General features: G+C 53.5%; 10 protein-coding genes. All 10 read left to right on the top strand.

From position 1 onward, the window contains the following. Window positions 1-87 precede the first annotated feature (87 nt). The 10 genes from E2H98_RS18775 (at window position 88) to E2H98_RS18730 (ending at window position 14,234) form a co-directional block, all read left to right on the top strand. Window positions 88-2,244: a S46 family peptidase gene (locus E2H98_RS18775; RefSeq protein ID WP_133587344.1), complete on the top strand. Its 2,157-nt coding sequence runs from the start codon at window positions 88-90 to the stop codon at window positions 2,242-2,244. Window positions 2,245-2,319: 75 nt separating this feature from the next. Beyond that, window positions 2,320-5,619 (top strand): S41 family peptidase, encoded by a 3,300-nt coding sequence (locus E2H98_RS18770; protein WP_133587342.1) that lies wholly within the window; start codon window positions 2,320-2,322, stop codon window positions 5,617-5,619. Window positions 5,620-5,730: 111 nt separating this feature from the next. After that, the gene (locus E2H98_RS18765) at window positions 5,731-6,438 is read left to right on the top strand and encodes a cytochrome b/b6 domain-containing protein (protein ID WP_133587340.1); all 708 of its coding nucleotides are present in this window, start codon (window positions 5,731-5,733) and stop codon (window positions 6,436-6,438) included. Continuing rightward, window positions 6,435-7,028 carry a DNA endonuclease SmrA gene (gene smrA, locus E2H98_RS18760; RefSeq protein WP_133587338.1) on the top strand — a complete coding sequence of 198 codons (594 nt, stop codon included), beginning with the start codon at window positions 6,435-6,437 and terminating at the stop codon, window positions 7,026-7,028. The genes E2H98_RS18765 and smrA overlap by 4 nt, the downstream gene beginning before the upstream one ends. A gap of 77 nt (window positions 7,029-7,105) precedes the next feature. After that, complete coding sequence (locus E2H98_RS18755) at window positions 7,106-7,735, top strand: RNA polymerase sigma factor (protein ID WP_133587336.1); 630 nt, start codon at window positions 7,106-7,108, stop codon at window positions 7,733-7,735. Continuing rightward, window positions 7,732-8,097 (top strand): hypothetical protein, encoded by a 366-nt coding sequence (locus E2H98_RS18750; protein WP_133587334.1) that lies wholly within the window; start codon window positions 7,732-7,734, stop codon window positions 8,095-8,097. Before E2H98_RS18755 ends, E2H98_RS18750 begins: the two co-directional genes overlap by 4 nt. 207 nt (window positions 8,098-8,304) lie before the next feature. After that, window positions 8,305-10,665 carry an endopeptidase La gene (gene lon / locus E2H98_RS18745; protein WP_157591467.1) on the top strand — a complete coding sequence of 787 codons (2,361 nt, stop codon included), beginning with the start codon at window positions 8,305-8,307 and terminating at the stop codon, window positions 10,663-10,665. 72 nt (window positions 10,666-10,737) lie between these two features. Continuing rightward, window positions 10,738-11,847, top strand: coding sequence for a porin (locus E2H98_RS18740; protein WP_133587330.1), 1,110 nt, complete (start codon window positions 10,738-10,740; stop codon window positions 11,845-11,847). 15 nt (window positions 11,848-11,862) lie between these two features. Beyond that, window positions 11,863-12,276 (top strand): type 2 periplasmic-binding domain-containing protein, encoded by a 414-nt coding sequence (locus E2H98_RS18735; RefSeq protein ID WP_133587328.1) that lies wholly within the window; start codon window positions 11,863-11,865, stop codon window positions 12,274-12,276. Window positions 12,277-12,548: 272 nt separating this feature from the next. Beyond that, entirely contained in the window at window positions 12,549-14,234 is a 1,686-nt protein-coding gene (locus E2H98_RS18730; RefSeq protein WP_133587326.1) for a sodium-dependent transporter, read from the top strand. The last annotated feature ends 54 nt before the right edge of the window (window positions 14,235-14,288 follow it).

Below are 14,288 nucleotides of genomic sequence, written 5' to 3'. Positions count from 1 at the left end.
CGTAACGAATTCGCCAAATCCGGTACACTCCGGGCCGGTTTGGCGCTTCGCGCCCCTTTGCTCAACGCTGCTATTCGGAATCCCGAAATGAAAAAAACTCTGCTGCTGACAGCGATGCTGTCTACCCCGCTTTTTGCTGCTGAAGGCATGTGGATGCCGCAACAGCTGCCGGAAATTGCCCCGCAACTGAAAGCGGCCGGTCTGGAACTGGACCCGGCCAACCTGACCAAACTGACCGAGTTCCCGATGGGCGCCATCGTCAGTCTTGGTGGCTGCTCCGCTTCGTTCGTGTCGCCGCAGGGTCTGGTCGTTTCCAACCACCACTGCGTTTACGGCAGCATTCAATACAATTCCACCGCCGAAAAAAACCTGATTAAAGAAGGCTTCCTGGCAAAAACATTTGAAGAAGAACTGCCGGCTGCGCCGGGCAGTCGTATCTATGTAACGGTTGAAGTCAGCAACGTCACCGACAAAGTGATCGACAGCAAAACCGCCAAACTCAATGGCAAGAAACGCGTCGATGCGATGGAAGCCAACGAGAAAGCGCTGGTCGCCGAGTGCGAAAAAGATGAAGGCCATCGCTGCAATGTTTACAGCTTTTACGGCGGTCAGGAGTTTCATTTGATCAAGCAAATGGAAATCCGCGACGTGCGTTTGGTGCACGCGCCGGCTGATGGCGTCGGTAAATTTGGTGGCGACACCGACAACTGGATGTGGCCGCGTCACACTGGTGATTATGGTTTTTACCGCGCCTATGTTGGTAAAGATGGCAAGCCAGCCGACTTCAGCAAAGACAACGTTCCTTACCAGCCAAAGCATATATTGAAGCTGGCCAAAGAAGGCGTCAAAGAAGGTGATTTTGTCATGATTGCCGGTTATCCGGGCCGCACCAATCGTCATCGCCTGCCATCGGAAATTGAATACACCTTCAATTACTCCTATCCGGCTTTCGTCAAAGCCTCCGGTGAAGCGCTCGAAATCATTGACCGCGAAACCAAAGAGCGCAAAGACGCGGCGATCAAGTACGCTTCCACCATCGCCAGCATCAACAACTACTACAAAAACCGCCAAGGCATGATCGATAGCTACAAAAACTCCGACATGTTGGCGCGCAAGCAAGCCTTGCTGGCTGACCTGAAAAAATGGGTCAATGCGGACAAGGCACGCAAGAAGCAATTTGCCAAAGCCATCGACCAAACGGAAAAACTGATTGCCGAGCGCGATGCCATTGCTCGCAAGGAATTTTTGCTTGGCTATGCCAGCCCGCGCATGCTGCGTAGTGCACAGCAGCTTTATCGTTTGGCGAATGAAAAAACCAAAGACGACATGGCGCGTAAATCCGGCTTCCAGGAGCGCGATGTACCACGCATCAAACAAGGCCTGGAATCGATCACCCGCCGTTACGATCAACAAGTCGATATGGCGTTGACCGCGCACTTCATGAGCCAGTATCTGGCGATGCCGGCCAAAGATCGCGATGCCGCGTTTGATAAAGCCTTTGGTCTGAAAGACAACATGTCGGAAACGGATCTGCTGGTGCTGTTGAAGCCGATTTACGAAGGCAGCAAACTGGAAGATCTGGACACCCGCCTTGGTTGGATGGATAAAGACGTCGCCGCCTTCAAAGCCAGCGACGACCAATTCATCAAGCTGGCCGTAGCGCTCTATGATCGTGACATGAAGAAAGAACAGCGCGATGAAGAAATGGGCGGCAAGATTCAGCAAGCCTATGCCGAATACATGGACGCGCTGAAAACCTACCTGAACAGTAAAGGTCAAGCGGTTTACCCGGATGCCAACAGCACGCTGCGCATCACTTACGGTAAAGTCATTGGCCGTGAAGCTGGCCTGCCGGATGGCACCGCCTGGACCGCATTCACGACACTGCGCGGCATTACCGCCAAGCATACCGGTGAAGGTGAATTCGATGCACCGGATGCGCAAATCGCCGCGATCAAAGCCAAGCAGTACGACAAGTACTACGAAGCCTTCGTCGATTCCGTTCCAGTTAACTTCCTGGCAACGCTGGACATCACTGGTGGTAATTCCGGTTCCGCAACGCTGAACAGCAAAGCCGAATTGGTTGGCCTCGCCTTCGACGGCACATTGGATTCGATCATTTCCGACTGGGATTTCGATGTAGCAAAAACCCGCTCGATTCAGGTCGACCTGCGCTACATGCTGTGGCAGATGAAAGTTGTCGATAAAGCCGACAACCTGCTGAAAGAAATGAACGCGCTGTAAGGCGCACGTTAAATGGGCGCCACTGGGCGCCCATTTTTTTTAGATTTCCTTTCTCAAAATTAACCGAGAGCCCTTATGCGACATGCTTTGACGTTATTGACCGCCAGTCTGCTGGCTACAAATATCGCTACCGCCAACAACGGCTATTACCGTCACCCAACGCTGAATCAGCAGTCGCTGGTATTCAGTTCCGAAGGCGATCTATGGAAAACCTCAAGCACTGGCGGTCAAGCGATGCGTTTGACTACGCACAGTGCCGAAGAGGTGTTTCCGTTAATGTCCAATGACGGCAAGTGGCTGGCATTCACCGCCAATTACGATGGCGGCATGGAAATCTATGTGATGCCGAGCAATGGCGGCGTGCCAAAACAAATTACTTTCGATAATGGCCGCGCCCTGCCCCAGGCCTGGACTGCTGACAATAAATTGATTTATTCGGCGCCAATTCAGCAAGGACCGCTTCGCTCCGAGAGTCTTTATCGGGTTGATCCGATAACACTGAAACGCGATGCCATTCCGCTTGCTGACGCCAACCAGGCGACCCTGGCGGATGACGGCAAAACACTGTTCTTCGTACGCGGCGGCATTCATCTTTCCAATGACAATGCACGGTACTATCGTGGCGGCAACAAAGCCACGGTTTGGCGTTGGCAACTCGGCAGCTCATCCGAAGCGGTGCAAGTTTCTCCGGAGAATGATCGATCCTACCGCGCACCAATGTTCTGGGAAAATCAGCTTTACCTGCTGAGCGAAGACAGTGGCGTTGATAACCTGTGGCGCATGAATCTCGATGGCAGCGATCTGACCAAACTGACCAACCACAGCGATTTTGAAGTTCGCGGCCCGAGCCTTCACAATGGCCGCATTGTTTACCAACACGGTGCCGATCTACGTGTGTTTGATATCGCCAGCAGCAGCGATCAAAAACTGAACGTCGATCTGGTTTCCGATTTCGAGCAAACCCGTACTCGCTGGATCGGCAACCCGCTGGAATTCTTGCAGCACCTCGCCATTGCCGGTGACGGCAGCCGTGTCGCACTGACGGCACGCGGCAAGCCGATGGTTGCTGGCACAACAGCACTGCGGCGGATGCCAATGCTGATTCCTGACGATGTGATTGCCAGCGCTACCCAACTGAGCCCTGATGGTAAATACCTTTATGCGATTACTGATCAAAGCGGCGAAGAAGAAATTTGGCGCTATCCGGTCAATAGCACGGAAAAACCGCAGCAGTTGACCAAGGACAAAATGGGCCAACGTTTCAACCTGCATCTGTCACCCAATGGTGAATGGCTGGCGCACGACGACAAACAAGGTAACCTGTGGTTGCTGAACACCAAGACACTGAAAAATGAAAAGCTGGATAACGCGATTGCTGTTGGCAATACCGAGTTCCAGGATCTGAGCTGGTCGGCAGACAGCCGTTTTATCGCCTACAGCCGTCCGGATAATATGCGTGGTGTTAACCAGATTGTGTTGCAAGACATTGCAGGTGGCAAATCGGCGGTCGTGACCACAGAAAAATATCCATCATTTTCCCCGACATTTTCTGTCGACGGTCAGTGGCTCTACTTTCTCAGCAATCGTCATTACAAACCAACGCCATCGAGCCCCTGGGGCGACCGCAACATGGGCCCGCACTTCGACAAGCGCACCGAAGTCTTTGCGCTGGCGTTGACCAGCGATGCCAAGTTTCCGTTTACTCCGGATACCGAGTTGGCTGTCAAACAACCGGAAAAGAAAGACGATGACAAGAAGGACAAAAAGAAAACCGAGGAAAAGCCCGGCATTACCATTGACTGGAAAGGTTTAGCCGAGCGGATCTATCAAGCGCCGGTCAGCGCCGATAACTACCGCAAGCTGGAACTCGGTAACGACCGTTTGTTCTTGCTGGAAGCCGGTGAAAATGGCAACAAAGGCCATGCCATCAAAACCATGGCGTTTGGTAACGACGCGCCGAAATTGGAAACCTTTTTCGATGGTGCTGGTGACTTTGGCTTGAGCGCGGACCGGAAAAAACTCTGGCTCAGCAAAACGGCAAACAACAAAGTCTCTGCGGTTTACCTGATGGATGCCGGCGCCAAGGCCAGTAGCGAACTGGACAAAGTGCAGGTGCAAACCGGTGGCTGGAAGCTGGCAATTGAACCGCGCGAAGAATGGCGGCAAATGTTCCATGACGCCTGGCGCATGCAACGCGATTTTCTTTTTGACCCAAAATTGCGCGGCATCGACTGGCAACAAACCAAGACGCGTTACGAGCCGCTGCTGGCACGCGTCAATTCCCGTCAGGAACTCGATGATTTGATCGCGCAGATGATTGCTGAACTCGGCGTGTTGCATTCGCAGATGCGTAGCGGCGATACCCGCCGCGACAACGAGCAGCCGCAACAGGCAACCCTTGGCGCAGTGCTGGACGCTGAAGAGAATGGCTATCGCATCGACCACATTTATCGCGGTGATCGTGACTTGCTCGGCGAACGCAGCCCACTCGATTTGCCCGGCGTTGATGTGCAGGAAGGTGATTTGATTACCCACGTCAATCATCAACCTGTGCGACTTGGCCAGCCGATTGAGGTGGCGTTACGACAACAAGTTGGCCAGCAAGTACGCCTGGATATTCAACGAGGGAAAAATAGCCACGCGGTTATCGTCAAGCCCGTTGATGGCTTCAAGCAAAGCTTGCTGAAATATGCCGACTGGGAACGCCGCTCGCTGGAAAACGTGCAACAACAAAGTGACGGTAAAATTGGTTACTTGCACTTGCGCGCAATGGGCCCGAATGACATCGCGTCGTTTGCCCGCGACTTCTACGCGCAATACGACAAGGATGCGCTGATCATCGATGTACGTCGCAATAATGGCGGCAATATCGATAGTTGGATTATCCAACAATTCCTGCGCCAGACCTGGGCGTTCTGGGCGCCGGACCAAGCACCGGCCTTCTGGAACATGCAACAGACTTTCCGCGGTCATGTGGCGTTCCTGATTGATGAATACACCTATTCCGATGGCGAGACGTTTGCTGCTGGCGTTAAAGCGCTGGAGCTCGGGCCATTGATTGGCAAGCGCACCTCCGGCGCCGGTGTCTGGCTTTCAGATCGCAATCGACTTGTCGATGGCGGTATGGCTCGTGCTGCAGAGTTCGCCCAATACCGCGCCGATGGCGAGTGGATCATCGAAGGCTATGGCGTTGCGCCGGATGTCGAGGTCAACAATCTTCCCTACGCCACGTTCAATGGCAACGATGCGCAACTGCAATCCGCGATCGAATATCTGCAGAAGAAACTGCAGGCCGAACCGGTTGCACGGCCGCAACCGAAACCGATCGCACCCTTGGGTCAACCAGGCAAGGATGTTGAACCGCTGAAACAGTAATCGCGTACACAAACGGCAGTGCCCTTACCGGCACTGCCGTTTGCATTCAGGTTGACTTGCCAACGGCGAATTCGGACACTGTGCCCCTCTCTCTTCGCCCTCAGCTGATTTATGAGTCAAACCGAAAAAATCTGGGATTTACCGGTTCGCCTGTTTCACTGGCTGCTGGTGCTGGCCATTCTGCTGTCGTTCTTGACCGGAAAATTTGGCGAAGACATCGCCGATTGGTTTCTGGAAAAAGCGATTTTCTTTGATGCGATCGTCTGGCATGCACGCATCGGCTATTTCCTGATGTCGCTGTTGTTGTTTCGCATTGCCTGGGGCTTTGTCGGCAGCAGCTCGGCGCGCTTTCAGGAATGGCCGGCAGCGCCTTCGCAGTTGTGGCGCTATCTGAAGCAAATTGCTGCCGGTGAAAAGCCCTCCTACCCCGGCCACAACCCACTCGGCAGCTACGCCGTTTTCGCGATGTTGCTGTTATTGCTGATTCAGGTTGGCACCGGCTTGTTCAGCGAAGACGACATCATGTTCTCGGCACCGCTCGCCTCATTGGTTAGCAGCGAAACCAGCGAACTCATGCACGAGTGGCACCATTTAAATTTTGATCTGTTGTTGATCATGATCGGCCTGCATGTCGCGGCCGTCACCGTTTATCATTTATGGTTTAAAGAGTCGCTGGTGCCGGCAATGTTTACTGGCCGAAAGCCAGTGGATAAAACGCCGATCGATAACCTGCCATCAGCACTCCGCTGGCGTCCGTGGTGGCTGGCGTTGTTGGTCTATGTGGTGGCCTTGGGTATCGTATTGTTGATAGTGTTATGAGCCGTTTGAATCCTGAAGACCAACGATTGCTGGAAGAAGCATTTGCCGACGTTGAGCCGATTGGTGAGTCAGACAAGATTGATGCAAACGCCGCACAAGAACTCGACAAGCTGGCGATGCAGAATCGCCGTCTGGCGGCACAAACCGATAAGCAACACGATCAGAACTTTTTGACCACGACCCAACCGAAACTGGTCGACCCCTATGCCGAGCTCGCCTACAAGCGCGATGGCGTGCAAACCGGGGTGTTCAAGGCGCTACGCCAGGGCCAGTATGAAGCGCGCTACGTGCTGGACTTGCATCGACACACCGTGGAGAAAGCCCGGGTCGAGGTGTTCGAGTTCATCTACGATGCGCTGAAGCGCCAGGAACGCTGCGTGATGATTCTGCATGGCCGCGGCGTCAAGGCCGAAAAGCCGGCGCTGCTGAAAAGCTATGTCAACCATTGGTTGCCGCAGTTTCCCGAGGTGTTGGCCTTCCATTCCGCTCAGAAACGTGACGGTGGTACCGGTGCGGTCTATATCCTGCTGAAAAAATCCGAAGAAGCCAGCGAGACCAACCGGGAAATCTATAGCCGTCGCGAACCCTGAAAATTCTCCACCGGCTGTCAACCGATTCCCTGCTCCGCCGTTTATCTGGTTTAAGAACCGGCAGGAGAACCGACAACATGACGACCGCCGTGCTAGATTTTCAGCTGGCAGTACAGGCCGACAGCAAGACGATAACGACACACAGCAGCAGCGGGAGCGCCGTGCGCGAAAAACGACAACAACTCGACGCGTTTCTGGCCAGTGTTGAGCGCCGGGCTCTGCGCACGGCCGAGTTTGCCGTGCGTAACCGCGACGACGCGTTGGAAATCGTTCAGGATGCGATGCTGAAGCTGGTGCAGAACTATGCCGAAGCCAGCGCCGAGGAATGGCCGCCGCTGTTTCACCGTATCCTGCACAGCCGCATCATGGACCACCATCGGCGCGGTAAGGTGGTCAAACGGATTTTCGCCTGGTTTCAGAAAGAAGATGAAGACGGCGAGGTTTATGACCCGATTGAACAGGCTGAGGCAGCCGGCATCCAGAATCCGCTGGAACGGCTTGATCTGGAGCAAGGCAACGAGGCTTTGGTCGCGGCCGTAGCCGAGCTGCCGGAGCGTCAACGTCAGGCGTTTTTGCTGCGTTACTGGGAAGGCCAGTCAGAAAAGCAGATGGCCTTTATCATGCAGTGCAGCGAAGGGTCTGTAAAAACCCATTTGTCGCGGGCGCTGGCGAGTTTGCGCCAGCGTTTGCAGGAGTACCAGCCATGAGCAATGAGCAGGACAAGGCCATTATTGAGCGCACCATTGAGGCGCTCGATCAGGAGGCTGAGCAGATCGACTACCGCACCCAATTGCATTTGCAGAAGGCGCGCGAACAAGCGCTGGCTGAGCTGGACAAAAAACCGGCGAAAAAGACCGCCCGTGGTTGGCTGTGGCTGACCGCCGTTCCGGCTGCGCTGGCCGTCGTCATGTTGCTGCCACTCGGTCAGCAAAGCCCGGCAACGATGCCGGAGCAACTGGTGTTATTGCAGGATGTTGAATTACTGACCGCTGGCGCCGATCTGGAAATGCTTGAAGATATCGAGTTCTATCAATGGCTGGCCGAGCAAGAGCAACTGGAAGAGGCCTGATTCGTGCGCCATCACCCCATCGAAATGTTCAACATTTTGGGGATAAAAAGACCGGGAAAACCCGGTCTTTTTACTTATCCAGCTAACCCATATCCCAGTAATTTTTAATTACTGGCACAGTTCACAAAATTTGCCTACCCTTGCAGTCGGCGAATCCGGAAACGGATTGGATGACCGAACGCCCCGAGCGCATAACCAGGATAGGCAATGAACGATCGCCCGATAAAACTGCCCCCCACACCACCCGACATGCTGCTACCGACCGAGCTGCATCTGCTGCCCCTGACTGACCGCCCGTTCTTTCCGCCGCAAACGCTGCCGGTGTTGATGAACGAAGAACATTGGCGGGAAACCATCGAAAACATCGGCGAAACCGAACATCGCCTGGCCGGTTTGTTGCTGGCCGACTCCGATCACCCGGATGAAGTCAACACCGAAAATTTTTATCGCATCGGCACCGTGGTCAGAATTCACCACCCGGTGATCAGCGGCGGTAAAGTGCAATTCATCGCCGAAGGCTTGCAACGCTTTCGCGTCGCCGACTTCAAAAAAACGGATGCCGGATTTTTCGCCGATGTTGAATATCCGGTCGAACCGCAGTATCGCAATCCGGATCAGCTGAAAGCCTACGCGCTCGCCATCGTCAACACGATCAAAGAAATTGCACCGCTAAACCCAATGTATGGCGACGAGCTGAAGTTCTTTTTGAGCCGTTTCACACCGAATGAGCCCTCGGCACTGACCGATTTTGCTGCGACACTGACGACAGCGAAAAAAGAAGATCTGCAAGAAATTCTGGCGACGGTGCATCTGCGTGATCGCATGCATAAAGTACTGGACTTGCTGCGAAAAGAGCTGGAAGTCTCACGCATCCAAAGCAAGATTCAGGAAGATGTCGAGAAAAAACTCAATGAGCATCAGCGCCGATTTTTCCTGCGCGAACAACTGAAAGCCATTCAAAAAGAACTAGGCATCGCCAAAGATGATCGTACTGCGGATCTCGATCGTTTTCGTGGTCGACTGGAACCGCTGACCATTCCCGATGCCGCAAAAACCCGTATTGACGAAGAAATGGAAAAACTTGCGGTGTTGGAGCCTGGTTCGCCGGAGTATGCCGTCACCCGCAACTGGCTCGATGCGGTTTCCAGTGTGCCGTGGGGGCAACTGAGTAAAGACAATCTCGATTTGACGATTGCCCGCGAGGTACTGGAAAAAGATCATGCCGGTCTGAACGATGTCAAAGATCGGGTGGTCGAGTTTCTCGCAGTCGGAGCCTTGAAAGGCCAGATTGCCGGCTCAATCGTGTTGCTGATCGGCCCACCCGGCGTCGGTAAAACCTCAATCGGTAAATCGATTGCCGATGCGCTGGAACGGAAATTTTTCCGTTTCTCGGTGGGCGGCGTGCGCGACGAAGCGGAAATCAAAGGTCATCGCCGCACTTACATCGGCGCCCTGCCCGGCAAGCTGGTGCAGGCGCTTCGAGAAACCGGAACGATGAATCCGGTGATCATGCTCGATGAAATCGACAAGATGGGACAAAGCTTTCAAGGCGACCCGGCTTCGGCGCTACTGGAAGTGCTGGACCCGGAACAGAATCACTCCTTTTTGGATCACTACTTGGATTTGCGTGTTGATTTATCGCGGGTGCTGTTTGTTTGCACCGCCAATCAACTCGACACGATTCCACGACCACTGCTGGATCGAATGGAGATCATTCGACTGAGTGGTTACATCACTGAAGAAAAAGTCGCGATTGCCAAACAATATCTGTGGCCACGTCTGCTCAATCGCACTGGCCTAAAAAGCAGCGATATTCAACTGAAACCGAAAGCACTGAAACGCGTTATCGAAGAATACGCCCGCGAGGCCGGCGTTCGAAATTTGGAAAAGCAACTCGGCCGGCTGGCACGCAAAGTGGTGGTCAAGAAAGTCAGTGGCCACGATCAAAAAGTCATCATTGACGAAGAAGATGTGTCGAGCTACTTGGGGCAGTCGGTCTACGCGAAAGAGAAACCATCGAGCGGTGTCGGTATTGTTACTGGTCTTGCCTGGACAGCGCTCGGCGGGTCAACACTCGATATCGAAACAGCGCTGATTCACACTCAACACCGCGGTTTGAAGCTGACCGGAACGCTCGGCGATGTCATGAAAGAATCGGCCGAAATCGCGTTCAGTTACTTGAGCGCGCACTATCGCCGCTATCAATTACCAACCGAGTTTTTCGAAAAAGGGTTTATTCACTTGCACGTGCCGGAAGGCGCCACACCGAAAGACGGCCCCAGCGCCGGCATCACCATTGCCACGGCATTACTGTCATTGGCATTGAACAAACCGGTGCCGCGCCGTTTGGCGATGACCGGCGAGCTGACATTGACCGGTCATGTGCTGGCTGTTGGCGGTATACGCGAAAAAGTCGTTGCCGCCCGCCGTTCCGATATCAAGGAAGTGTTGATGCCCGTTCCTTGCCAAGGTGAGTATGAAGAACTGCCTGAACACATCCGTCGCGGCTTGAAAGTGCACTTTGTCAGCGACTTTTCCGAGGTCGCCAAGATCACGTTCAATATTTGACAATTTCGCCTTTCTGTTCTTGGCTTCAGGGATAGCGCAAAACAAGGTTTCGGTGCACCCCGGGGGACAACAATGAAAGGCGTTTATTGGCTCGGTAGCGCGGCACTCGCTACGCTCTGTATGGTGTCGCCGGTCTCGGCGAATGACATCCACTTCAACGGTTTTGTTTCCGTCATCGGCGGCAAGGTACTGGATGGTCGTGAGCAGCAATATGGCGAGTTCACCTGTCCTTGCTTTATTGCCGACTATCCCTTTGTCGGCGTCTATACCGAAGACTGGACGTTTGACGCCGAAACCACATTCGGCTTGCAAGCGAACATGACCATTACGGATCGTCTGAGTGCGACCGCGCAACTGGTTTCGCATGGTTCACTTGGCTACGACGTCAGTATCGATTGGGCGTACTTGAGTTATAACCTCGATGATCGCTTTACCTTGCAAGCAGGTCGCAAGCGGGCGCCGTTGTTTTACTACTCCGACTTTTTTGATGTCGGTTATGCCCTGCCCTGGATTCGTGCTCCGGGTGATTTATACGGCTGGCAGATCGTCAGCTATGAAGGAGCAAATTTACTCTACACCGGCGCTTGGGGTGCGGTGAACGTAACGGCCAATGTCTGGTACGGCAGCGATGAAGATAAAAATAACGAAGAGCTAAGTCGTATCTATTACCTGGCTCAGGTTGACGAAACCTGGAAAGATCAGATTGGCGTGTACTTTGATTTCAATTACGACTGGCTGACCTTGCGTGTGGTCTATATGCAAAACAAAGTCGACCGCCTGATTTACGATGAAGTACCGCCAAGGCAGCGGCTGCAGGATGTCAAACAGAAGTTCGCAGGCGTTACACTGAACATCGATTGGCAAAATCTGGTATTTCGCTCTGAATACAATACCTTTGACCGACCATCCGAAGACAACACTTATTACGCCAGCCTTGTCGGCGTCGGTTATCGATTGGGCGACTGGCTACCAATGATTTCCTATTCTGAGTTCGAGGAAGAGGCCGGCCTGTGGCCGGATGAAGTCGAGCTGCACGAAACCGTGAGCTTCAGTTTGCGCTGGGATTTTACGCCATCGGCTGCTTTCAAATTGCAGTATGACGACTTTACCGACAACACAAGAGGTGACTGGTTTGTTGGAGATTCCGAAACCTTATCTCTTGGCATTGATGTCGTGTTTTGACAGGAGCCAACTATCATGAAAGCGCAAACGTTTATTCGCTGGATGCTGGTGCCCTGCCTCAGCTTCCCGGTTTTCGCCGACGTCGCTGTTATCGCTCACCCATCCAACGCCATGAGCTTAACGGCTGACGATGTGCAGCGTCTGTTTCTCGGAAAAAGCAAATCGTTTCCTGGCGGCGGTGAAGCAACACCGGTTAGCAACAAGAACGATGCCGTTCGTGAACAATTCAATCAATCGCTACTCGGCAAGAACGAAAGTCAGATCAAAGCGTATTGGTCGCAATTGGTGTTTACCGGCAAAGGCACACCACCGAAAGAACTGGATAGCGATGATGCGGTGAAACAGTTTGTTGCCAATAATCCAACGGCAATTGGTTACATCGATGCCGCGAAAGTGGATGGTTCCGTCAAAGTCGTCCTCAACCAATAACGCCTGTATCCCGCATCGAAAGGGGCGGTTCTCTACACCGCCCCTTTTTTTATTGTCTGCGCCGTTTGCTGGCCTACACATTGGCATCGATAACACAACTATTACCTAGCCTTGGCCGTCTCATCTGACTTGAATTTCCGGGGTATTCCGGTATCGTGCCCACTACGCTCATTCCGGTGAGCCATTGCAGGGAAAAACAGATAAAAGTGCCGCAGGCAACCGGAGGGTCCATCGATCCGGCCTTGGCATCACGATAACGCTAAGAGGTATCAATGAGTAGCAACACAGAAGCCTGGGGAAGCCGGATCGGCCTCATCCTGGCCATGGCGGGTAACGCCGTCGGATTGGGCAACTTTCTGCGCTTTCCGGTTCAGGCCGTCCAGAATGGTGGCGGCGCCTTCATCATCCCCTACCTGATTTGTTTCCTGTTGATGGGTATTCCACTGCTGTGGATTGAATGGTCCACCGGTCGTTTTGGTGGCCAGCGTGGCGATCACTCGACGCCATTCATCATCCAGTCGATGGACCCGAAACGGCATTTCTGGAAATACCTTGGGGTATTCGGCATTTTCACCAACGTCGCCGTTGCTGCCTACTACTGCTACATCGAGAGCTGGACCCTGGCTTGGGTGTACCACTCGCTGATCGGTACGTTCAGTGGCATGGATCAAGCCGGTGTTGCACAATTTTTCACCGACTACATGGTCATCAGCCAAACGACTACCGGTATTCCCTATGAAAATATAGTGTTCTACGTCATCTGCTTGGCGCTGAACACGTACATTTTGAGCCGCGGCTTGTCCGGTGGCATCGAAATCGCCGCCAAAGTCGCCATGCCCTTGCTGATTCTGTTTGGTGTGTTCCTGGCCATTCAAGGTGTGACATTAATGGCTGGCGAAAAAGGAGCGGTGTACGACGGTACCGTTGGCCTCAATTTCCTCTGGGAACCGCAATTCGATTCACTGACCAATCCAAGCGTATGGCTGGCTGCAGCCGGTCAAATATTCTTCACGCTGTCGGTCGGCATGGGCACCATTCAGTGCTACGCCTCCTACATTCGTAAACGCCGCGATGTGGCCTTGAACGCGATGACCGCCGGCTGGATGAACGAGTTTGTCGAAGTCGTACTCGGCGCCTCGATTCTGATTCCAATCTGCGTTGGCTATTTCGGTATCGATAAAGTCGTTGAGTTGGTCAATTCCGGCGGTGGCTTTGGTCTCGCATTCCAGTCGCTGCCCTACCTGTTCCAGAATTGGGGCAGTCTGCTCGCGACATTGGCAGGTATCTCATTCTTTGGATTGTTGTTCTTTGCCGGCATCACTTCCTCGCTGGCGATGGGCACACCGTGGATGGGCTTCCTGCAAGATGAATTCGGCTGGAAGCGTGAACACGCCGCCTGGTCATTTGGCTTGCTGGTATTCTGTTTAGGTATGCCGACCGTGCTGTTCTTCAACTACGGCGTGTTCGGCGAGTACGACTACTGGGCCGGTACGGTCTCCTTGGTTGTGTTCGCGATGGTCGAATCGATTCTGTTCGCATGGGTATTCGGCATTGATCGCGGTTGGGAAGAACTGAATCGCGGTGCCCAGATGCGGGTACCGCACATCTACAAATTCATTTTGAAGTACGTGACCCCATCAATGCTGCTGTTCGTCTTTATCGGCAGCCTGTTTTCCCCGGTCGGTGGCGAATGGGCGCAGGCGATCAGCGACTTGTTTGCCGGCAAAGGCTGGGCTTTCGATCCAGGCTCATTGGTTGGCACCATCAGCAACGACGCACTGAAAACGCAAATCGCTGCTGCACAAACCGCTGGCGACATGGCCACCGTCGACAATTTGCAAACACGGATGATGTACATCAACGGCGCTCGATTGCTGTTGCTGAGCACGTTCATCGCCATCACCGCGCTGGTCTACATCGCCTATCGCAAACGTCTGCGTGAAGGGAGAAACTACTGATGAGTACTTCAGGATTAATCATGATGCTCGGCACGATGGGCATCGTCACCGCCG

Origin of the sequence: Permianibacter aggregans (assembly GCF_009756665.1) — a bacterium.
GTDB classification, from domain to species: Bacteria; Pseudomonadota; Gammaproteobacteria; order Enterobacterales; family Permianibacteraceae; genus Permianibacter; species Permianibacter aggregans.
The sequence above is the reverse complement of the archived record's forward strand: the minus strand, read 5'-3'. Positions and strand labels throughout refer to the sequence as shown.

Bases quoted from the DNA above. Each gene is read 5' to 3' on its own strand.
- E2H98_RS18775 (WP_133587344.1), top strand. From the start codon at position 88: ATGAAAAAAACTCTGCTGCTGACAGCGATGCTGTCTACCCCGCTTTTT.
- E2H98_RS18770 (WP_133587342.1), top strand. From the start codon at position 2,320: ATGCGACATGCTTTGACGTTATTGACCGCCAGTCTGCTGGCTACAAAT.
- E2H98_RS18765 (WP_133587340.1), top strand. From the start codon at position 5,731: ATGAGTCAAACCGAAAAAATCTGGGATTTACCGGTTCGCCTGTTTCAC.
- smrA (WP_133587338.1), top strand. From the start codon at position 6,435: ATGAGCCGTTTGAATCCTGAAGACCAACGATTGCTGGAAGAAGCATTT.
- E2H98_RS18755 (WP_133587336.1), top strand. From the start codon at position 7,106: ATGACGACCGCCGTGCTAGATTTTCAGCTGGCAGTACAGGCCGACAGC.
- E2H98_RS18750 (WP_133587334.1), top strand. From the start codon at position 7,732: ATGAGCAATGAGCAGGACAAGGCCATTATTGAGCGCACCATTGAGGCG.
- lon (WP_157591467.1), top strand. From the start codon at position 8,305: ATGAACGATCGCCCGATAAAACTGCCCCCCACACCACCCGACATGCTG.
- E2H98_RS18740 (WP_133587330.1), top strand. From the start codon at position 10,738: ATGAAAGGCGTTTATTGGCTCGGTAGCGCGGCACTCGCTACGCTCTGT.
- E2H98_RS18735 (WP_133587328.1), top strand. From the start codon at position 11,863: ATGAAAGCGCAAACGTTTATTCGCTGGATGCTGGTGCCCTGCCTCAGC.
- E2H98_RS18730 (WP_133587326.1), top strand. From the start codon at position 12,549: ATGAGTAGCAACACAGAAGCCTGGGGAAGCCGGATCGGCCTCATCCTG.